Source organism: Kitasatospora sp. NPDC001309 (assembly GCF_042896295.1).
Classification (GTDB): Bacteria; Actinomycetota; Actinomycetes; order Streptomycetales; family Streptomycetaceae; genus Kitasatospora.
This window is the reverse complement of record NZ_JBIAXC010000016.1, coordinates 121,472-142,076: the sequence shown is the minus strand read 5'-3', so window position 1 is coordinate 142,076 and position 20,605 is coordinate 121,472. Positions and strand designations below refer to the sequence as shown.

17 protein-coding genes are annotated in these 20,605 nt (G+C 74.3%); 7 read left to right on the top strand and 10 right to left on the bottom strand.

Annotation, left to right across the window (positions count from 1 at the left end; translation table 11 throughout):
• Window positions 1-100: 100 nt before the first annotated feature.
• Entirely contained in the window at window positions 101-1,744 is a 1,644-nt protein-coding gene (locus tag ACFY2K_RS18575) for a hypothetical protein (protein ID WP_387712541.1), read from the top strand.
• 83 nt (window positions 1,745-1,827) lie between these two features.
• Here the strand turns inward: ACFY2K_RS18575 and ACFY2K_RS18570 are convergent, their stop codons facing one another.
• The gene (locus tag ACFY2K_RS18570; RefSeq protein ID WP_375894462.1) at window positions 1,828-2,286 is read right to left on the bottom strand and encodes a VOC family protein; all 459 of its coding nucleotides are present in this window, start codon (window positions 2,284-2,286) and stop codon (window positions 1,828-1,830) included.
• Window positions 2,287-2,422: 136 nt separating this feature from the next.
• Here ACFY2K_RS18570 and ACFY2K_RS18565 point away from each other — a divergent pair, with 136 nt between their 5' ends.
• Window positions 2,423-3,640, top strand: a complete 1,218-nt coding sequence (locus ACFY2K_RS18565; protein WP_380594186.1) for a hypothetical protein — start codon at window positions 2,423-2,425, stop codon at window positions 3,638-3,640.
• A 204-nt stretch (window positions 3,641-3,844) separates the two neighbouring features.
• Window positions 3,845-5,344, top strand: coding sequence for an alkaline phosphatase PhoX (locus tag ACFY2K_RS18560; protein WP_375894467.1), 1,500 nt, complete (start codon window positions 3,845-3,847; stop codon window positions 5,342-5,344).
• A 30-nt stretch (window positions 5,345-5,374) separates the two neighbouring features.
• Here the strand turns inward: ACFY2K_RS18560 and ACFY2K_RS18555 are convergent, their stop codons facing one another.
• Window positions 5,375-6,976 carry a PucR family transcriptional regulator gene (locus ACFY2K_RS18555; protein ID WP_387712537.1) on the bottom strand — a complete coding sequence of 534 codons (1,602 nt, stop codon included), beginning with the start codon at window positions 6,974-6,976 and terminating at the stop codon, window positions 5,375-5,377.
• 358 nt (window positions 6,977-7,334) lie between these two features.
• Between ACFY2K_RS18555 and pruA the strand changes: the two genes are divergently transcribed.
• Together pruA and ACFY2K_RS18545 are read left to right on the top strand one after the other, a co-directional pair.
• Window positions 7,335-8,963 carry an L-glutamate gamma-semialdehyde dehydrogenase gene (gene pruA / locus ACFY2K_RS18550; protein WP_375894473.1) on the top strand — a complete coding sequence of 543 codons (1,629 nt, stop codon included), beginning with the start codon at window positions 7,335-7,337 and terminating at the stop codon, window positions 8,961-8,963.
• Between the two features lie 157 nt (window positions 8,964-9,120).
• Window positions 9,121-10,050 (top strand): proline dehydrogenase family protein, encoded by a 930-nt coding sequence (locus tag ACFY2K_RS18545; RefSeq protein WP_375894476.1) that lies wholly within the window; start codon window positions 9,121-9,123, stop codon window positions 10,048-10,050.
• Between the two features lie 61 nt (window positions 10,051-10,111).
• Here the strand turns inward: ACFY2K_RS18545 and ACFY2K_RS18540 are convergent, their stop codons facing one another.
• The gene (locus ACFY2K_RS18540) at window positions 10,112-10,705 is read right to left on the bottom strand and encodes a Uma2 family endonuclease (protein WP_387712533.1); all 594 of its coding nucleotides are present in this window, start codon (window positions 10,703-10,705) and stop codon (window positions 10,112-10,114) included.
• 149 nt (window positions 10,706-10,854) lie between these two features.
• On the opposite strand from ACFY2K_RS18540, the gene ACFY2K_RS18535 reads away from it, so the two are divergent.
• Complete coding sequence (locus ACFY2K_RS18535; RefSeq protein WP_375894479.1) at window positions 10,855-11,556, top strand: RraA family protein; 702 nt, start codon at window positions 10,855-10,857, stop codon at window positions 11,554-11,556.
• A gap of 11 nt (window positions 11,557-11,567) precedes the next feature.
• Here the strand turns inward: ACFY2K_RS18535 and ACFY2K_RS18530 are convergent, their stop codons facing one another.
• The 4 genes from ACFY2K_RS18530 to ACFY2K_RS18515 form a co-directional block, all read right to left on the bottom strand.
• Window positions 11,568-12,056 carry a GNAT family N-acetyltransferase gene (locus tag ACFY2K_RS18530; RefSeq protein ID WP_375894482.1) on the bottom strand — a complete coding sequence of 163 codons (489 nt, stop codon included), beginning with the start codon at window positions 12,054-12,056 and terminating at the stop codon, window positions 11,568-11,570.
• Between the two features lie 58 nt (window positions 12,057-12,114).
• Window positions 12,115-13,080: an SGNH/GDSL hydrolase family protein gene (locus ACFY2K_RS18525; protein ID WP_387712530.1), complete on the bottom strand. Its 966-nt coding sequence runs from the start codon at window positions 13,078-13,080 to the stop codon at window positions 12,115-12,117.
• 161 nt (window positions 13,081-13,241) lie between these two features.
• Complete coding sequence (locus tag ACFY2K_RS18520; protein WP_387712561.1) at window positions 13,242-14,618, bottom strand: TerD family protein; 1,377 nt, start codon at window positions 14,616-14,618, stop codon at window positions 13,242-13,244.
• 182 nt (window positions 14,619-14,800) lie between these two features.
• Window positions 14,801-16,060 carry a hypothetical protein gene (locus ACFY2K_RS18515; protein ID WP_380639374.1) on the bottom strand — a complete coding sequence of 420 codons (1,260 nt, stop codon included), beginning with the start codon at window positions 16,058-16,060 and terminating at the stop codon, window positions 14,801-14,803.
• Between the two features lie 329 nt (window positions 16,061-16,389).
• On the opposite strand from ACFY2K_RS18515, the gene ACFY2K_RS18510 reads away from it, so the two are divergent.
• Entirely contained in the window at window positions 16,390-16,890 is a 501-nt protein-coding gene (locus ACFY2K_RS18510) for an SsgA family sporulation/cell division regulator (protein ID WP_375894490.1), read from the top strand.
• Here ACFY2K_RS18510 and ACFY2K_RS18505 read toward each other — a convergent pair.
• From ACFY2K_RS18505 to ACFY2K_RS18495, 3 genes are all read right to left on the bottom strand, one after another.
• Entirely contained in the window at window positions 16,809-18,446 is a 1,638-nt protein-coding gene (locus ACFY2K_RS18505; protein WP_387712526.1) for a GAF domain-containing protein, read from the bottom strand. The genes ACFY2K_RS18510 and ACFY2K_RS18505 overlap by 82 nt on opposite strands.
• A gap of 316 nt (window positions 18,447-18,762) precedes the next feature.
• Window positions 18,763-19,986 carry a M48 family metalloprotease gene (locus ACFY2K_RS18500; protein ID WP_380525196.1) on the bottom strand — a complete coding sequence of 408 codons (1,224 nt, stop codon included), beginning with the start codon at window positions 19,984-19,986 and terminating at the stop codon, window positions 18,763-18,765.
• Window positions 19,986-20,456 (bottom strand): BlaI/MecI/CopY family transcriptional regulator, encoded by a 471-nt coding sequence (locus tag ACFY2K_RS18495; RefSeq protein ID WP_380639376.1) that lies wholly within the window; start codon window positions 20,454-20,456, stop codon window positions 19,986-19,988. The genes ACFY2K_RS18500 and ACFY2K_RS18495 overlap by 1 nt, the downstream gene beginning before the upstream one ends.
• Between the last annotated feature and the right edge of the window lie 149 nt (window positions 20,457-20,605).

The window sequence follows — 20,605 nt, the reverse complement described above, 5'->3', positions numbered from 1 at the left end:
TGAGGCCGGGCATCGGGGGTGCCCGGCCTATACGCTGAGGTGGTAGATCGACACGCGGAGCTGTTCGAGCTGACCGCTGGCTGAGGGAGAGCACACGACGATGGCCGGACGACGTCGGAAGAACACGGGGGCGGGGGCTTCGGCCGGAGAGGGCGCGGCCGAGGCGGTCCTGCCCGCGGACCTGGAGCTCCAGGACCTCTACGGGGCGTTCGCCGCGCACGGTCTGGACGACGAGGACCTGGACGACGCGGCGATCCTGGTGCCGCCGGTGAAGCTGCCCGCGGAGCAGGAGCTGGCCGAGCAGGCGAAGGCCGTGCCGATGTTCGGCTACGCGCTGGCGCTGGCCCGCTGGGCGTCCCCGCACCGGGTGGTGGACGAGTTCGGGGACCTCGTCCAGGAGGACCGGGCGCCGGTCGCCCGGCTGCTCGGGCTGGCCCCGGCCGAGGGCGAGGTGCCGGAGGAGGCCGAGGTCGAGGCGCTGCGGGCCTGGTCGCTGGCCTGCGACCTGGACCTGGTGGAGCTGGGCACGACCAAGGAGGGCGAGCACGTCGCCGTCCCGGGCCCGGACCTGGAGCCCGCCGAGCGTGGGGACGCGGAGACCGTCCTGGAGCTGTGGCTGACCGCCGCCGGGATCGTCCGGGAACTGGCGGTGGAGGCGGACTCGCTGCCGGAGCAGGACGAGGCGGCGGAAGTGTCGGCGGACCAGGCGGACCAGGACGACGCGGACGAGGACGACGAGGACGGCCTGAGCGAGGTCGAGGAGGCCCGGGACGCCGCCGCCGAGCTGCTCGACGAGGCGCTCCAGGTGCTGTACGAGACCACCGCCTTCGCCGACCCGGGCAACGAGACGGTGCCGCTGGGCGTGCTCGCCGCGCTGCTGGTGGTGCCGGAGGGCGAGGAGCCGAGCGAGGAACTGCTCGGCGACATCACCGACGTGATGGTCGCGCTGGACCCGATGCTGGGCGACCTCGCCGAGCTGGGCCTGCTGGAGTACCGGCCGATCGACCCGGAGCTGTTCGACGAGGAGGAGGGCGAGGAGCCCGCCCTCGTCGGGGAGGCGCCGCTGGACGAGGAGGAGTCGGCCCGCTTCGGGCTGGTCCGGCTCACCCCGCTCGGCCAGTACGGCATCCGGCAGTGGCTGCTGGAGGACGGCTACGACGCCCCGCTGGTCGGCGAGCTGGCCCAGGGGGACGCCGCCGAGCTGCTGCGCGGGGTGTGCGAGGCGGCCAACGTGCTGCCGGAGGAGGAGCTGCGGGCTTGGGTGGCCGGCCGGGAGCCGGAGCCGGCGGCGCGCGAGCTGCTGGCGGCGGCGCGCGGCGACGACGCGTACGGTCCGCTGCGCCGGATGCTGTGCGTTTCGGCGCTGAACCTGCTGGGGGCGGGCGCCGAGCCCGCCGCCCGGGAGGTGCTGGACGACCCGGAGCTCGGCGGTGCGGTGCGGGCCTGGCTGTCCGCGCTGGGCGCGACGGACGTGCCGGTGCCGGAGCGGACGATGGCGCTGTGGACGGTGGTCGACACCTTCGCCGCCCAGCTGCTGGACAGCGGCGGCGACGCGGCGCTGCTGCGCGAGCTGATCACCGACCTGCCGGTGAAGGGCGACCCGGCGTCGTGGTTCGGTGAGCTGTGGCGGGTCGACCACCCGTACACGGCGGACGTCCTGGAGGCGATCGGCGAGCTGCACACGGACCGGGCGCTGGCCAAGGAGGCGCGCAAGGCGGCCTTCAAGGCCCGGTCGAAGGGCTGACGAGGCGCTGACGAGGGGCTGACGAGGCGCTGAGGAAGGGCTGAGGAGGGGCGGGCGAGGACGGCGGAGGGGCGGACGACGGGCTACGGGAGGTCCAGCGAGCCGTCCTCGGTGAAGGGGAAGAACGGGTTGTGGGCCAGCTCCCACAGGTGCCCGTCCGGGTCCTCGAAGTAGCCGGAGTAGCCGCCCCAGCTGGTCGGGACCGGCGGCTTGACCACCACGGCGCCGGCCTCGACCGCGGTGCGCAGCGCGGCGTCCACCAGGGCGGGGGACTCCAGGTTCACCGCCAGGGTGACGCCGCGGAAGGAGGGTTCGCCGGTCGCGGGTACGCCCGCGTCGGCGGCCAGCTCCTCGGAGGGGAAGAGGCCGAGCACCGAGTCGGAGGTGCGGAACCAGACGATCTCCGGGCTGGAGGCGGCGGAGCGTCGCCAGCCGAGGTCCTGGTAGAACCGGGCGCTGCGGTCGAGGTCGGAGACGCCGAGGGTGACGATGCTGATCCGGGCGGGGAAGGCGGGCTGGGCTGCGTCGTTCTGTGCTGTCATGCCGCCAGCGTAGGGAGGGCTGCTGACATCGTGGCCGACGGACACGGCCACCGCCCCCGTACGGCAGCGGAGCTGATGACCCGGCAGCTCCCGGCACGTAAAGTGGCGTCAGCGGTGCGGGCGCGAGGACTCGGGGGTGCGGCAGAGGATGGTGCGGGAGAGCGGCGGAAGGCCCCAGGAGTGGAACGTCGAGCGGTCGGGGCCGGAGCGGTCGGGCGGGCCGGAGCGCTTCGCCGGCCAGGAGGACTTCTCCCGCCGGACCCTCGCCACGGTGGACTTTCCGGTGTACGGCGTGGCCGGGCCGCCCGGCCGGGGCGAGGCGCTCGCGGCCTTCGAGACCTGCGGCGGTGAACTGCGCTGGGTCGAGGTGCAGTGCGGTGACTGGACCACCGCGGCCGGGCCGTACGTGACCGTGCGGACGTACCGGCCGGGGGCCGACGGCTGTGAGGTGCTGCCCGAGCTGGAGGACGTGGTCGAGGACGAACGGGACCGCGTCTACGAGCAGTTGGGCGTGGACGAGGGCGACGGGCCGGGCCGGGTGCGGACGCTGCGGGAGTGGATCACCGTGGACGGTGAGCCCTGCGCGGTGGAGGTGCACGAGGACCGGCCGGTGCCCGGCGGGGCGGTGGTCGGCGGGGCCCCGGGCGGTGCGGCAGCCGGCGCGGCCTCGGGCGGGCCGGAGGTCGCCGGGCCGGTGTGGGCCGTCCGGTTGCGGGTCGACGGGCAGGCCGTCACGGTGTGCGGGCGCGGGCTGCCCCCCGGCGGGGTGGAGCTCGCCGGGATCGGGGACTTCGACTGCTACCTGCGCGGGCGCACCGAGCTGCTGCGCGACCTGGCCTCCCGCCGGGCCCGCTACGTCCCGGTCGAGGAGCGTGAACTGCCGACCGTCGCGGGGCTGGAGGCGCACCGGGAGCTGATCGCCCAGAGCATCGCGGAGGCCGCCGCGATCGAGGCGCAGGTGCGGGTCGGGCGGACGCCGCGGCTGCCGCGCGGGCTGCGCGGGGACGTCTGCGCGGTGCGCTGGGAGGCGGCCGTGCGCCAGCAGATGCGGCTCGCCACGGAGACCCGGGAGGAGGCCGCGGCGGCGGTGACCTCGATGGTCAACCACCTCAACCGGCTGTCCCAGCAGACGCACTGGCTGATCGGGACGCCGCAGGGCGAGGCGGCGGTCGAGGAGGTGGTCCGGTACACCGTGTTCGCCAGCGAGGTGGCGAGCCTGCCGGCGCAGCGGGCCTGGGAGCAGCTGTGGCGGGAGCGGCCGGGGACGGCCGGGTCGGGCACGCCGGAGGAGCACCGGCTGGTGGAGCAGCTGTGGCTGGCGGCCTGGGAGCAGTGGCGGACCGGGCGGGGCTGACCCGCCTTCGACCGACGTGCGCTCGACCGATCCGGACACGGCTGACCCGCGTTCGGTAAAGCGTGGGTCATGTGTCGGTCATCGGTTGGCAAATGGTCGCCTCGTCGTGCGGTGGGCGTCATGCCGGGTTCACCCCTGCGGCGGAGTCTGCTGGGCGTCGACGACCTGCCTCGACGCCCGTACACCCCCCCAGGAGTTGCTGCCATGTCGCTGTCCCGTCGGGACTTCGTCAACCGTTCCACCCTCGTCGGGGCCGGCGTGCTGATCGCCGGCGGTGCCGAGGCGCTGGCCAGCGCCCCCGGTGCGATCGCCGCGCCGGTCGGCGGCGAGGCCCCGGTCGCCGCCGCGGCCGGTGCCGCCGGGACCAACGCGGCGGGCGGCGCCGCGATCGGCTACGGCCCGCTGGTGCCGGACCCGGCCGGGCTGCTCTCGCTGCCCGCGGGCTTCTCGTACAAGGTGCTCAACCGGGCCGGGCAGACCCGGCTGCGCACCGGCGAGTTCACCCCGAGCAACCACGACGGCACGTCCGCCTTCGAGGACGAGCGCGGCGGCAACCTGATGGTGGTCAACCACGAGCTGTCCGGCGCCCGGGCCAACTGGCCGCACCCGGTGCCGCTGACCGAGGGGCACGTCTACGATCCGGGCGCGGCCGGCGGCTGCACGATCGTGCACGCCAAGCGGGACGGCTCGGTCGAGCAGTGGGTCGGCATCGCCGGCACCGCCACCAACTGCGCGGGCGGGGTGACCCCGTGGGGCACCTGGCTGTCCGGCGAGGAGACCGAGGACAAGGCCGGCAAGAACGGCTTCACCAAGGACCACGGCTACGTCTTCGAGGTCGACCCCTTCGACGACGACTACAACCGCGACCCGCAGCCGGTGAAGGCCTTCGGCCGGTACGCCCACGAGGCCGTGGTCGTGGACCCCAAGCGCGGTCACGTGTACCTCACCGAGGACGCCTCCAACCCGAACGGCCTGCTGTTCCGCTGGACCCCGCCGGCCGGCTTCCGGCACGGCCGGTACCAGCTGCGCAAGCTCGCCGCCGACGCCGGCGTGCTGGAGGCCTTCAAGGTCTTCGACGCCCAGGGCAGGTTCGTCGACGACCTCTCCCGGGCCACCAAGGTCGGCACCGTCTACGGCGCCGACTGGGTCAAGGTGCAGGACCGCGACGCCCGGACCGTCTCGGTGCGCAAGCAGTTCAAGGAGGGCGAGGTCACCCGGGCCCGCAAGCTGGAGGGCATGTGGTGGGGTGACGGCGGCTTCTACTTCGTCTCCAGCTACGCCCGTTCGGAGAGCCCGCTGCAGCACGACGGCCAGGTGTGGTTCTACAACCCGGCGCGTCGCACCATCACCCTCAAGGTGCTGCTGGGCGTCAACGACGACGTCCTGGGCGACCACGACAACTACGACGGCCCGGACAACATCACCGTCTCGCCGTACGGCGGCATCGTGATCGCCGAGGACGGCAACGGGATCTCGCACCTGTTCGGCGCCACCGAGGACGGGCTGGTCTACCCGATCGCCCGCAACGAGCTGAACATCGGCAGCGCGGCCAAGCCCGAGTTCAGCGAGTTCACCGGGGTGACCTTCTCGGACGACGGCCGGACCCTCTTCGCCAACATCCAGGAGCCGGGCATCCAGCTGGCGATCAGCGGGCCGTGGCGCCGGCTGAACGAGCACAAGCGCGGCCAGGGGTACGGAGCCTGACGGATCATCAGTCAGGCGGCTGCCCGCGGACTACTCGTCCGCGGGCAGCCGCAGTTGCAGCATCGCCAGCAGCCGCTGCTGCGGCTGGGCGAGGTCGATGCCGGTCAACTGCTCGGCGCGGCGCACCCGGTAGCGCAGGGTGTTGGGGTGGATGTGCAGGGCGTCGGCGGCGACCCGGACCTCGCCGAGCGCGTCCAGCCAGGCGAGCACCGACTCGGCGAGCCGGGTGTGGTGGCGGCGGTCGTACGCGGTGAGCGCGGTGAGCCGCGGGTCGCGCAGGCCGGTGCGGTCCTGGAGCAGTGCGAGCACCTCGCTGACCAGCACCTCGGCCTGGACGTCGATCAGCGCCGCGACGTCGAGGTCGACCCCGCCGCGGCCCATCGCGTCCAGGATGCGGTCGGCCTGGGCGCGGGAGTCCGGCACCTGGGACAGGCCGTCGACGGTCGAGCCGATCGCGGCGCGCAGCGGGACGCCGAGGTGCTCCCGGGCGGCGGTGACCACCTCGGCCGCCCAGTCGCGCACGGTGGTCATCGGCAGGCCGGGCGGGAGCTCGGGCAGCAGCACGTAGACCCGGGACTCGATCGGGGCGAGCAGCGCGCCGCGGTGCCGGGCGGCGGTGTGCACCGAGATCAGGCCGGTGACGTCGGAGCGGTGCAGCGCCTCGGTGGTGCGGGCCCCGTACGCGAGCACGGTGGCCGGGCGGCGCAGGTCCAGGCCGAGGTGGGTGGCCAGCGACTGGGGGCCGGTGGAGCCCTCCAGCAGTCCGGTCAGCAGGGTCTGGGTGAGCCGGACGTCGGCGGACAACTCGCGTCGGCGGCGCACCAGTTGGGCGGCCGCGACCCGGGCGGCGCCGACCAGGGCCTGTTCGGCGTGGGCGGCCAGCGGCTGGGCGCCCTCCTGTACCCAGATGGTGCCGAGCGGCTGCGCGCCGGCCCGGATGCCGACCGCCAGGCGGCGGCGCAGGCCGAGTTCGGGGTGCGGTTCGACCGCGATCGGGGTGTCCGAGCTGCGCAGGTGCTGGAAGATGCCCCACTCGCGGAGCTTGGAGAGGTACGGCTCGGGGCCCTGCCAGCCGAGGATGGAGAGCCGGCGCAGGTCGTCGACCTCGTCGGAGTCGGAGGAGCGGGAGTAGGCGAGGACCCGGCTGGAGGTGTCCTCGATCGAGACGATGCCGTTGGTGAGCACGGCGACGGTCTGGGCGAGGGAGAAGAGGTCGCCCGCGTTGGGTTCGGGGGCTCCGGGGGAGGCCGGGGCGTCGGGACCGGCGATGATCGCCCGGGCCAGCGAGTCCAGGTGCTCCCAGCGGGTCTCCCGGCGCACCGACAGCAGGGCGACGCCCGCGTCGGTGGCGGCCTCGCGCAGGGCGTCGGCCTGGCCGGGTGCGTCCAGCTTGACCGCGACGGCGGCGGCGCCGGCCCGGCCGGCCGCGCGCAGGGCGGGGAGGGCGGCGCGGCCGCGGGCGCCGATGGCGAGCACGAGTTCGCCGGGGGAGGCGGTCGGCGGGTCCTCCGGGTCGAGGATCGCGACGTCGCGGACGGGGACGTCCAGGCCCTGGGGGGCGGCCTGGAGTTCGACCAGGGGCTCGCCCAGGGACATCAGCAGCTGGCGGAGCGGGAGCCCGGGGGTGGTCACGCCGGGCCTCCTTCATCCGCTCGGACAACGGTGTGCGGTCGATTTTAGCCGGTTGGACAGCGCCGGGACCGTCCAACGGTTCCGGCCGGGGCGTCCGGCCGGGGGTGGTGCCGGGCGTGGTCCCGAGGGTGGTGCCGAGAGTGGTCCTGAGGGTGGTGCCGGTGGGGCGGGTAGGGCGGATGGGGCTGTCGTGACCGTTGTGTGATCGCTTTCGTCGGTCCGGACAACGCCGTACGGGGGAATTTAGCCGCCCGGCCAATCAAGTGGCCGGGCAGCCAGGAATAGCGTTCGTGCTGTGGCCCGTGCGTGACCCGCGCAGGCCTTCCCCCGCATTGCAACGAAGGAGAGCGTGCGCCTCATGGACGCTGTGACCCAGGTCCCCGCGCCGGTGAACGAGCCGGTCCACAGCTACGCCCCCGGCAGCCCCGAACGGGCTCGCCTGGAGGCCAAGCTGAAGGAGCTGGGCGGCCAGGAGCCGGTCCAGCTGACCATGACGATCAACGGTGAGCGCCGGATGGGCGGCGGCACCGAGATCCACGTCGTCCAGCCGCACAACCACGCGGCTCGGCTCGGCACCCTGCGCAACGCCACCCAGGCCGACGCGCAGGAAGCCATCGACACTGCCCTGGCCGCTGCCCCGGCCTGGCAGGCGCTCTCCTTCGACTCGCGTGCCGCGATCTTCCTCAAGGCCGCCGACCTGCTGGCCGGCCCCTGGCGCGAGACCCTGGCCGCCGCCACCATGCTCGGCCAGTCCAAGACCGCCCAGCAGGCCGAGATCGACACCCCCTGCGAGCTGGTCGACTTCCTGCGCTTCAACGTGCACTTCGCCCGCCAGATCATGGCGGAGCAGCCGGTCTCCTCGGACGGCGTGTGGAACCGCAGCGACCACCGCCCGCTGGAGGGCTTCGTCTACGCGATCACCCCGTTCAACTTCACCGCGATCGCCGGCAACCTGCCGACCGCGCCCGCGCTGATGGGCAACGTGGTGCTGTGGAAGCCGTCCCCCACCCAGCAGTACTCCGCGCACCTGCTGATGCAGCTGCTGGAGGAGGCCGGCCTGCCCAAGGGCGTCATCAACATGGTGACCGGCGACGGCCTGGACGTCTCCGCCGTCGCGCTCAAGCACCCCGCGCTGGCCGGCATCCACTTCACCGGCTCCACCGCCACCTTCCAGCACCTGTGGCGTTCCGTCGGCGAGAACATCGCCGGCTACCGCACCTACCCGCGGATCGTCGGCGAGACCGGCGGCAAGGACTTCCTGGTCGCCCACCCGTCCGCCGACCCGGCCGTGCTGAAGACCGCGATGACCCGCGGCGCCTTCGAGTTCCAGGGCCAGAAGTGCTCGGCGCTCTCCCGCGCCTACGTCCCGGCGTCGATCTGGGCCGGCCTCAAGGACGAGTTCGCCGCCGAGGTCGACGGCCTCACCATGGGCGACGTCAGCGACCTGTCCAACTTCATGTCGGCCGTCATCGACGAGCGCGCCTTCGCCAAGAACAAGGCCGCCATCGACCGCGCCCACGCCGACGCCTCCGTCGAGGTCCTCGCCGGCGGCAGCTACGACGACTCGGTCGGCTACTTCGTCCGCCCGACCGTCCTGGTCTGCCAGGACCCGGCCGCGGAGTACTTCCGCGAGGAGTACTTCGGCCCGATCCTCGCCGTGTACGTCTACGAGGACGAGAAGTACGAGGAGATGCTGGCCCAGATGGAGTCCGTCTCCGCCTACGGCCTGACCGGCGCCATCATCGCCCAGGACCGCGCCGCGGCCCAGGACGCGATGCACAAGCTGCGCTTCGCCGCCGGCAACTTCTACATCAACGACAAGCCCACCGGCGCCGTCGTCGGCCAGCAGCCCTTCGGCGGCGGCCGCGCCTCCGGCACCAACGACAAGGCCGGCGCCAAGCAGAACCTGGCCCGCTGGACGTCGACCCGCTCGGTCAAGGAGACCTTCGTCCCGCCGACCGACTACCGCTACCCGCACATGGGCTGACCAGCCCACCCCGACCGCTCTGCGCCCAGTAGCCAACGGTCACCCGCGACGCCCGGCCCCGCAGCCGGGCGCCGCCCCGCCGGGGCGGCGGCTCACCCCCGTACCGCCGCCCCGGCTCTTTCTGCCACCCTTGGAAACATCAGCTCCAGGAGTCACGATGCTCCGTTCCGCCCTTCTCGCGGCCTCGCGGTCCCCCCAGGTCCGCACCGTGGTCGAGAAGTTCCCCCCGACCCACGCGATAGTCGAGCGCTTCGTCGCCGGTGACGTCCTCGACGACGCCGTGACCGCGACCGACGACCTGGTCGCGACCGGCCGCAAGGTCACCCTCGACCACCTCGGCGAGGACACCAAGGACGCCGCCCAGGCCGCCGGCACCGCCGAGGCGTACGAGCACCTGCTCAAGGCCCTCAAGGAGACCGGCCTCGCGGCCGGCGCCGAGGTGTCCGTCAAGCTGTCGGCCGTCGGCCAGTTCCTGCCGGTGGACGGCGAGAAGATCGCGCTGGAGAACGCCCGCCGCATCTGCGAGGCCGCCGCCGACGCGGGCACCACGGTGACCCTCGACATGGAGGACCACACCACCACCGACTCCACCCTCGCCATCGCGCGCGAGCTGCGGGCGGACTTCCCCTGGCTGGGCGTCGTCCTCCAGGCCTACCTGCGCCGCACCGAGGCCGACTGCCGCGAGTTCTCCGGCCCCGGCTCCCGGGTGCGCCTGTGCAAGGGCGCCTACAAGGAGCCCGAGTCGGTCGCCTTCCAGGGCAAGCACGAGGTCGACCTCGCGTACGTCCGCGCGCTCAAGATCCTGATGGCCGGCGAGGGCTACCCGATGATCGCCTCGCACGACCCCAACATGATCAAGATCGCCGGCCAGCTGGCCCAGTGGAACAACCGCACCCGGGACTCCTTCGAGTACCAGATGCTGTTCGGCATCCGCCCCGAGGAGCAGCTGCGCCTCGCGGAGGAGGGCAACACCATGCGGGTCTACCTCCCGTACGGCCAGGAGTGGTACGGCTACTTCATGCGCCGCCTCGCCGAGCGCCCGGCCAACCTCACCTTCTTCCTGCGCGCCATGGCCACCCGTAGCTGACCCTGGCGGCAGGATGAACGGCCCGCACCCCTGACGGGGGGTGCGGGCCGTTTCGTGTTTCCTAGAGGAAGTCCTTGGTGTCCAGCTCGAAGTCGAACGGGGCGGGGAGGGCGAGCGGCTCACCGAAGGCGGCCAGGTGGACTTCGGTGTACTCGTCCCGGTGGGGCTTGCAGAACAGGCTGAGCTGGGACTTCTCGCGGTCGACGAGCAGGTAGAGCGGGATTCCGGCCCGGGCGTAGCAGTGCCGCTTGGCGATGCGGTCCTGGTCGGGCTTGGTCGAGGTGATCTCGGCAACCATGGCCACCCCGTCCGGTTCCATCCAGGACGGGGCCCCGCGGAAGAGCCGGAGACTCCTCGGAGCAAAGGTCGCGTCCGGGATGACGTGGTTCTTCGGGCAGAGACCACCACTCACGAGGCGAAGGCCCTTGCCACCGGACACTTGCATGTGGACCTTGGACTTCGCCTTCACCTGGTCGATCAGCAGGTCGATGTAGTCCTCGTGATCGCCGTCCGGCGGTGGTGCCACGATGATCTCTCCCTCGATGAGCTCAGCCCGGAAGCCTTCGGGGGAGTGCAGGCTCAGGAAGCTCTCCAGCAGGATGTCGGCCTGCGACGGGGAGTTCGTGATCGGTTGCTCATGCGCCACAGCACTCATGATGCCCCTCCTTCGGATGGGCGTCACGCTATTCGCCCTTCGGTCGGGTTATGCAGTACACGGCGGACTTTCACTCGATGGTGTGAGTTTGAGGTCCGGCATAGGATTCCGGTACTGGTCAACTTGGCTTTCAGCGGGAGGAGTTGGGGATGTCCAAGGGGTTCGAGGAGTTCGAGGGGTTGTCGACGCCGTTGGTGGCGGATGCGTGTGTGCGGCTCGGGGTGGGGGTGCGGGCCGCGCCGGTGGGGGTGGGGGCGGTGGTGGCCGGGGCGCGGGTGGCGGGGCGGGTGCTGCCGGTGCGGCACTACGGGAGCGTGGACGTGTTCCTGGAGGCGTACGGGGGCGCGCTGGACGGGGACGTGCTGGTGATCGACAACGGCGGGCGGACCGACGAGGCCTGCATCGGGGACCTCGCGGTGCTGGAGGCGCGGGCCGCCGGGGTGGCCGGGATCGTGGTGTGGGGGCTGCACCGGGACACGCCCGAGCTGGTGGAGATCGGGCTGCCGGTGTTCAGCTACGGCGCGCTGCCGGTGGGCCCGCTGCGGCTGGACGGCCGGGAGCCGGAGGCGCTGGAGTCGGCGCGGTTCGGGCCGCACCTGGTGACCGCCGGGGACGTGGTGTTCGCGGACGCGGACGGGGTGCTGTTCGTGCCGGCCGACCGGGCCGGGGAGGTGCTGGAGACGGCCGCCGGGATCGCCGCCACCGAACGGGCGCAGGCCGGGCGGATCACGGCCGGGGACACCCTGCGGAGGCAGACCCGCTTCGAGGAGTTCCTGGAGCGGCGGGCCGCCGACCCGTCGTACAGCTTCCGGCAGCACCTGCGGCGGGTCGGCGGGGCGATCGAGGAGTAGGGCCCCCGTGGTTACAGCGGGCGGTACATGACGTGCAGGCCGACGTAGCCGTCGACCGGGTGGTGGAAGGCCTCGGGGACGGTGCCGACCACCTCGAAGCCCAGCGAGCGGTACAGCTTGACGGCGTGGTCGTTGTTGGCGACCACCGCGTTGAACTGCATGGCGCGGAAGCCCGCCCCGCGGGCCCAGTCGAGGGTGTACTCGACCAGGGCCCGCCCGATGCCCTTGCCGTGGTGCGCCGGGTCGACCATGTAGCTGGCGCTGGCCACGTGCCCGCCGTTGCCGGGGCGGTTGCGGTTCATGGTGGCGGTGCCGAGGACCGTGCCGTCCTCGTCGACGGCGACCACGGTGCGGTCGGGGGCGGTTTTCATCCACCACTCCCGACCCAGCTCGGAGGGCATGTCCAGGGGGTAGGGGAAGGTCTCGCCGGCGGCGACGATGGTGCGGAAGAACGGCCAGATGGCCGACCAGTCCTCGGGGGTGGCTTCGCGGATGATCATCCGACCAGGATGATCCCCGGTGGTGGGCCGTGCCACTGGTTTTCCCGCCCGGCGCCGGTCAGTTGCCGAGAAGGGTGGACTCGACCTGGGCGGCGGCGAACTTCTGGCCCTTGGCGTTGGGGTGCACCAGCGCGTACTTGAGCGGGATGATGCTGGTCAGCACGCCGTCCAGCCAGTGGTCGGGGTCGCAGACGCTGTGTCCGGCGGAGCCGGAGTAGAGGTCGACGTAGGTGTCCTGCTGGGCCGAACTCGTCTGCTGGATGGCCAGGTTGAGCGGCTTGAGGATGCTGTCGCGGGCCCAGCCGAGGTCGCCGGGGGTGAAGGTGCCGAACTGCAGCAGGCTGCCGTACTGGCAGCGGGCGGCGTCCTCGGGGATCAGGTGCGGGTAGCCGACGGTGACGACCCGGGCGGACGGGGCCTTCGTCCGGAGGGCGGTGAGCATGGCGGTGTAGTCGGTGCGCAGCTGGTCGAGCCGGCCGGGGATCTGGGCGTCGTACTTGTCCTTGCAGGGCGTGCCCAGGCCGAGGTGGGTGGCGCCGAGTTCGATGCAGTCCTTGAGGATCTGCCCGAAGCCGAGGTCGTTGCCGCCGGTGCTCACGGTGATCACGTCGCTGGCCGGGTCGACGACGTCGATCTGCGGCGGGACGGGCGGGTACGGCGCGTCGGGGTCGCTGCCGAAGGGCGGGAGCGGGCGGCCGAGCGGGCTCTGCTTGTTCGTGGAGACGTCCGGGCTGGCGGCGCCGCTGCAGCTGGCGTTGTGGAGGTCGACCAGTGCGCCGAGGTCGCGGCGGATCAGCTCGGGGTAGGAGCCGGTGGTGCGGGCGCAGCCGTCCTGGGGCGCGGTGAGGTCGCCGGTGGCCTCGATGACGCCCGCGGTGTAGGAGTCGCCGAGGGCGGCCCACTTGAGCGGGCCGGTCCGGGTGGCGGGCTTGGTCCCGGCGTGAGCCGCGCCGGGGGTGATCAGGCCGACGGTGAGGGCGACGGCGGCGCCGGCGACGGCGAGGCGGGACGGGAAGCGGGGCACGGTCTCTCCTCCACGGGTGCGCGGGTGGTGCGGGTGCGCGGTCACGGGGGAGAGCGCGAATCACCCCCCGGAGAGTCAATCGAGTCGATCCGTGGACGACTTGATGCCCCAGGGGGGTGAAATCGCTGGCGTGACTTTGACGTTGAGCGATGCGGTCGGGATCAGAGGAGGGCGGCGGAGGGTTCGATCATCGCCCGGGCGGTCTTGCCGTCGACGAACTCGCCGAGCGCCGTCATCTCCCACTCGCCGGTGGGGCGGCGGACCAGCTTGCACATCACCACGCCGGTACGCGGCTCGGAGTGGGTCAGGTCGAAGCGGACCAGCTCCTCCTCGGTGCGGACGTCCACCAGGCGGCAGTAGGCGTTCCGCAGCTCGGTGAACTTCTGGCCGGAGAAGGAGTTGACCACGAACACCAGCGCGTGGACCTCGGCCGACAGGCCCTCCAGGTGGACGGTGATCGCCTCGTCGTCGCCGCCGTCACCGCCGACCAGGTTGTCGCCGGAGTGGGCGATCGCGCCGTTGAAGATGCTCAGCTTCATGAACCAGGCCGTCTCCAGGCGCCGGTGCTTCGCGTCGAAGGCCAGGCAGGAGGCGTCCAGGTCGATGTCACGGCCGCGGGCGGCGGACTCCCAGCCGAGAGCCATCCGGACCGAGGAGAGGAAGGGGCGGCCGTTCTTCACCAGGGAGACGGAGCTGCCCTTGACCAGGTTGACCCGGCCCTTGTCGAGGGTGACCTTGGGGCGCTCGGTAGGGTCGGGGGCGGGCGTCGCTGCCGGGGCCGGGGCCTGGGCCTGGGCCGGGGGCTCCGGGGGTGCGGCGGGCATGGACGGGAGGGTGGCCAGGGCGATCCGGGGGTCGACCGAGGGAGCCGGCGGCGCCGGGGGCACGGGCGGGGCCGGGGGCACCGGCGGGACGGGCGGGACGGGCGGCAGCGGAAGGTCGGCCGGGGAGTGCATCTGGAGGGTCGGCGCGCTCGGCTGCGGGGCGGGGGTCGGCGCAGGCTGCGGTGCCGGGGTCGGTGCCGCCTGCGGTGCCGGTGCCGGGGAGTCGTCGACGGTGACGCCGAAGTCGGTGGCGATGCCCGCCAGCCCGTCCGCGTACCCCTGGCCGACCGCGCGCACCTTCCAGACCCCGTTGCGCCGGTAGATCTCGACCACGATGAGCGCGGTCTCCAGGCCCAGCCGGGGCGGGGTGAAGGTGGCCAGGACGGCACCGGTGTCGGCGTCCCGGACGGTGGCGGTGGGCTCGATCCCGGCGAAGGTGGCGGACTGGTCGGCCGGGCTGGCGGTGACCACGACCTTGCTGATGTCGGCCGGGACGGCCGGGGTGTCGACGGTGATCGCGGCCGGTGCTCCGGCGGCGGCCGGGCGCAGGCTCACGCCCGGGCCGTGCGGGGCGTTGAAGAAGACGAAGTCGGCGTCCGAGCGGACCTTGCCGGCGTCGGTCAGCAGCAGGCCGGAGACGTCCAGCGCCTTGGGCGCGGTGACCTCGACGGTCACCCGCGCGGCGGTCAGCGGTGCGTTGCCGCCTTGAGTCAGGACGGTGGACAAGGACTCCTCCTCGGGTGCGGAACGACGGCCCGGGCCGGGGCCGCTGGGGGCGTCGGGCCGGGTGCTGCACACAGTAACGAACGGGGGTGCGGGGAAGAGCCCGGTGAGCTGGCCGATCGTCGGACGATCGGATCGGCCGAGGGGAGGTCAGTGGATCAGCCGGGGGGAGGTCAGCGGACCTGGCCCACCGGCTGCTGGGCGTCCTGCGGCGCGGGCTGCCGGGTGGGCTGCTGGGCGGCCCGCTGGTCGGCCTGCGGCGCCGAGGGGCCGAAGCCGCCGAGCGCGGCGACCGCCCGGGGGCGGTCGATGCCGAAGGCAGCGGCGTTCCAGCCCTCCTGCGGGCCCGACTTGCGCACCGGACCGGCCTGGACGGCCGGGCGGGTGCCGCGTACGACGAAGCTGTAGCGGCCGGGCTCGACGTCGGTGCCGGGCGGGGTGGTGAAGCGGTAGACCAGGGTGCCGCGTTCCTGCTGGGTGGTCACCACGGCGCCCGGCAGGTCCGTCCAGACGGTTCCGGTACCGGGGGCCAACTCGCCTGCGGCGAGCCGGAATTCGGCCTGCAGTGCGGTGACCGTTTCGGTCACGGTGAGGTCGAGCGCGTGCCGGAGGCCGTCGCGGCCGAGGGCGGTGGTCAGCCCGGTGCCGGTCAGGGCCTGGTCGGTGTCCGGGGCGGTGCCGTCGGTGCTGCCGTCGGCGGCGCCAGTGCCGTCGGTGCCGGCGGCGTTTCCGGGGACGACGGCGGCCGGCGGCGGGAGCGGGCGGCCGGGCTTGGCCGGCTGGAGCGCGGGCGGGTGCGGGGACTCGCCCGTACCGGCTGCGCCGACGTCCGGTCGTCCGGTGCCCGGCTGCCCGGGGGCCGTCTGCCCGGTGCCCGGCTGCCCGGGGGCCGGGGCGGACGGGTCGGCGGCCGTGGGCGGCTGGGCGGAGGGGGAGGAGCCGTCGGCCGGGGTGTCGGCCGAGGGGCGCGGGTCGTGCCCGGCGGAGGCCTGCCCGCCGGCCGGCGGTGCGACCGGGGCGGCCGTTCCGGCCCGCAGCCCTGACGGCGGCGTGGCGGCGGCGTTGGCCGGGCCGGACGGGTGCGTCGACGGGTGGCCGGAGGGCTTCGGGGCGTGCGGGTGGCCGGAGGGCGGGGGAGGGGTGTCCGTGGTCCGCTCGGAGGCGGCCTCGGCCTGGTCCGTACCGCTCGGGCTGGGCGGCGGGGTGGTGCCGACCCGGGCGACGCCGGCCCGACGGCCGATGCCCTGCTGCTCGTTCAGCAGGAGGGTGGTGGCGATGCTGATGCCGACGACGGTGGACATCGCCATCGCGGCACCGGAGAAGCGCAGGGTGGGCAGCCGGAAGCGGCCGCCGAACGGGCGGGGCCGACCGTGTCGACCCTGCCGTGCGGGTTCGTGCTGCACGTCCCGCGTGGTCTCCCCACGCACAGCCACCGGACCCCTCCCTCCCCGAAGCCGCCGTCGCGTCGCCGTATTCTCCCACGCACCACGCCGGGCAGCGGTCCGGCCGTTCCGGGCCGGCCTCGCGGGCGGGCCCGCGCCGGGAGGGGGAGAGCGTACCAGCGGGTGGCCGGACGACGGACAGTATCCCTCCATTTTCCGGACATCCGTTCGATGAGCGGAAGTTGACGGTCCGTCTGATATTCCTGGTAAGGGTCGGCGGGCCCGGGCGGGGGTTATTGCAACCCCCTTGCAACCCTTGCCCGCCCGGTCGCGGGTGACGCAGGCTGATGGCATCCCGCGCCGTTCCCGGAGAGACCGTCATGCCGCCCGACCCGCTGTCCGCAGCCTCCAGCGCCCCCCTCGCCGCCACCCCCACGGGCGGCGATGGGGGTGGCTCCACCGCCGCTCCGGTGTCGGTGGAGGAGGTGCTGACGCTGCGGATCTCACTGGGAGACGAAGTGGTCGGCGAGGTGTGCACCCGGTTCCGCTTCGACGCCGTACGGCCCTACGAGGTGCTGCTGACCTTTCACCTGGGGCGTCCGGACGAGGCGGACTGGGTGTTCTCCCGCGACCTGCTGCGCGACGGCCTCCAGGGGATCAGCGGCCAGGGCGACGTCAAGCTGTGGCCGGCGTACTGCCCCTGCCACGGCTCGACCCTGCACCTGGCGCTCGAATCCCCGCACGGCAGCGCCCTGCTGGAGGCCTCCAGGCCCCGGGTGCAGGCCTGGCTGGACCGTACCTACGCGCTGGTCTCGGCCGAGGCCGAGCGCGACTGCGGGCCCACCGACGCCCAGTTGGCCGCGCTGCTCGCGGGCGGCTGAGGGGCGCAACTGCCGCTTACGGGTGGGGTGTTGGTGACGGCGCTGCCGGTGGACGCGTGGTTCGTGGGGGTGCTGTCCGTCGGCGGGTACGGCGCGTCGGGGTCGTCGTCCGGGTCGTCGCCCGGGACCGGCGGGCGCGCGCCGTGGCGCGGTGACGGCACGGGTGCCGCGGCCCCGGGCAGCCGGACCAGGCCCGCCACCAGCTCCGCCCGCAGCCGCCGTACCGCGGGGGCCGTGGAGGAGGGCAGCAGGTCGAGCGGATCGGCCGGCCCCTCCACGGTGACCAGCACCGAGTCGGCGAAGCGGTACGGCCGGTGGGCCAGCAGGCCGCCCAGGTAGCGGCGCAGCCGGGACAGTTCGGCGCGGACCGTCACCGTCCGCCCCGCGTCGCCGAACAGCGCCTCGGCCAACTGGGCCGCCGTACTGCCCTCGCGGGCGGTGGCGAGGAGCAGCAGGAGCTCGGCATGGCGCGGGCTGACCGGGTGCGACCAGCTGTCGGCCGCGCCCCGGACGGACAGCTCGGGGCGGTCCGGTCGGCGCAGGTCGAGCCGGAGCCGGGCGCCCTCGGCGCGCTCGGCGGTCACCGTGCCGGAGCCGTCCGCCCCGGTCGGGCGGACGGGCCGCACCAGCCAGCCGTCCGCGAGCGGTTCCAGTACGCACTCGCCCAGCCCCGGCACCCAGTGCACGGCGGCCGGGACCCAGCCCTCGCTGGGGATGCGCAGCCGGCTCTGCGGCGGCAGCCCGGCCGAGGCGGCGGTCCAGCCGGCCGCGTCCACCACCAGGGCCGGTCCGCCGACCCGGGCGAGCAGCGGGGCGGCCAGGGTGCGCAGCCGGTTCAGCGCCTCCAGGCGGTGGGCGCGCAGCTCGGTCTCGGCGAGCCGGGCGGCGGTGGCGGTGAGCTGGAGCAGGTACGGGCGGACGTTGTGGGCCGGGCCGCTGAGGTTGATGGCGCCGACCAGCCGGCCGGTGGTCGGGTCGTGCACGGGGGCGGCCACGCAGGTCCAGGTGTGGTGGCTGCGCAGGTAGTGCTCGGCGGAGTGGACGTGCATCGGGCGCTGGGCGCGCAGCGCGACTCCGATGCCGTTGGTGCCGACGGTCTCCTCGATCCAGCGGGCACCGGTGACGAAGCCGATCCGGTCGGCGCTGCGGCGCAGGCCGCGTTCGCCCTCCTGCCAGAGCACGTGGCCCTCGGCGTCGGCGATGGCGAGGATCAGCGGTGCCTGGCCCACCGGCTCCAACAGGGTCTCGCGCAGCACCGGCATGACGTTGTCGAGGCCGCTGGACCGGCGGCGCTGCTCCAGCTCGGCGGGGCCGAGCAGGACGGTGGAGGCACCGGTGTCGGGGTCGAGGCCGAGGCGGCGCAGCCTCGCCCAGGAGTCGCCGATCTCGGGGCGGGGTTCGAGCCGGCCGGGCGTACCGGGCCCGGGGCTCTCGGGGAGGACGAGTTCGCGGGCGGCGGCGTCGGCGAGGGTGCGTTCGTGGACCCTGGCCAGCTCCGCCGCGGTCGGCGGGGTGCGGCGCTCTGGTCGTCGGGACTGCCGTCCGGTCTGCCGCACTCGGGTTGCTCCTCGCCGCCGTTCGAGGACGCGCCGGGGTCGACGCGCTGACGAAAGAGTACGGGTGCGACGGGCGCGTGGGGACGGGGTCCACCAAGTCCGCATACCGGGCGGTACGGAAACGGCGGGGGGCGCCCGGCGGGCGTTCGTTCGGCGCCCTTCCCGTGCTCTTGCGGTGTCCTTTCGGCGATCGTCCGGCGCCCGTTCGGCGATGGTCGGGCGATGGTTCGGCGCCCGTTCGGCGATCGTTCGGAGCGCTTCCGGCGCCCGTCCGGCGCCTTTTCGAGGTCGGCCGGCAGCGCCCGTCCGGGGGCGGCTAGCGCTCCGTACCGGGTTCGTGCTGGGCGGCCTCGACGGTGTGGTGGAGGTCGGCGGTGGCCTCCAGGGTGGCGCCGGTGGTCAGGGCCAGGCAGGCGGCCAGCGCCAGTGCGACGGCCCGCAGCCGGGTGGCCGGGGCGGTGGAAGGGCGGGGCTGGAGGAGGGCCGCGACCCGTCGCGGGACCGGGCCGGAGTGGGCGGCGGCGACCAGCCGGGGCCGGGCCGGCCAGGGCGAGCGGCTCGCGGCGAGGGCGGCCCGGCCGACCGCGCGGGCGGTCACGGCACGGTCGCCGATCCGGGCGGCGGCCACCTCGTCGGCCCAGCGCTCCAGGTGGTACCCGAGGGGCGCGCGCAGTGGGCGGAGCGCCGGGTGGACGTCGGCGGCGTGCTCGGCGAGGGCGAGGAAGACGTGGTGCCGGCCGGTCAGGTGGGCGCGCTCGTGGGCGAGCAGGGCGGAGCGCTCGGGCCCGCTGAGGGCGCGCAGCATTCCGGAGGTGACCACGATCCGGCCGGGTTCGCCGGTCCGGCCGGGGCGGCGCAGGCGGCCGGGGAGGGCGAAGGCGTCGGCGCGCTCGTCGTCCAGCACGGTGAGCGGGTGGTCGGCGGGGTGCCGGAGCCGGGCCAGGGCCTGCCGCCAGGCCGCCAGGGCGGGGCGTCCGGCGGGGCGGCGTGCGAGGCGCGGGGAGGGGCGTCCGGCGGGGTGCAGGGCGGGGTCCTGGGGTCCGCGCTGGGCGCGCGCCCAGCGCATCGGGGCTTGCCGGGGGCGCGTGTCCGGATGCTGGTCGGCGTCCGTCTCAGCGCGCGTCGCGGTGTGCGATGCGGCGTCTGCCTCGTCGCCCGGCCCGGGGGCGCAGGCGGCGCCCGGGGCGGGCAGTGCGGCCCGGGCGGTGCGCAGTTCCAGGCACCGGCGGCGGGTCGTCCGTACGGCGAGGGCGCCGAGCGCGGCCAGGGCGAGGCCGGCCACCGCTGCGGCGAGCGGGGCGCTGGGCGCGGCGGCGGTGAGCCAGGGCAGCGAGAGGTGGCCGAGGGCGGCGACCGGGGGCAGCTGGAGCAGGCCGGCGGTGGCGAGCAGTCCGAGTGAGCAGAGGGTGCCGCCGGCCAGGACGGTGGCGGTGCCGGCCAGCAGCCAGGCGGCGGCCCGGGGCGGCAGCGACTCGGCGAGCCGGCGGGCCAGCGGGACGGTCAGGAAGGGCAGCAGCAGCGGCGCCCAGACGGCGATCATCACGGGGCGCCCGCCGATCCGGGGCCGCCCGTCGGTCGGGGGCCGCTCGCCGGTCCGGGTCTGCCGTCCTCGACCCCGACATCGCTGCCGTCGCTGCCGTCGCTGCCGTCGCCGAGCAGGGCGCGCAGCAGCTGCTCGTCCTCGGCGGAGAGGTCGGAGACGAAGCGGGCGAGCACGGTGGAGCGGTCGGCCTCGCGGCCGAGCTCGGTGTGCATCCGGCGGGCGGCGAGGCCCGCCGTGTCCTGGACGGTCGGGGTGTAGGCGTAGGCGCGGCCGGCCCGGGTGCGTTCGACCGTCCCCTTGTCGTGCAGCCGGGCCAGGATCGTCGCGATGGTGGTGCGGGCGAGGTCCCCGCCGAGCGCCGTCTGGACGTCCTGCGGGGTCATCGGCTGCCGGGCCGACCACAGGGCGGCCAGCACCTCGGACTCCAGCTCCCCGGCGGGCCGGCGGGCGGACGGTACGTCGGACATGGCGGCGCTTCCTCCAGCTTTCGTCTACAGTCATGTAGACCGTCTACGTCACTGTAGACGGTCCCGGGCGGGTCCGCCGCGCGTCGCGGCGACCGCCCCCCAACGTACGGGAGGTCCGCCAGCCTTGCTCCAGTTCCCCGCCGATCCGG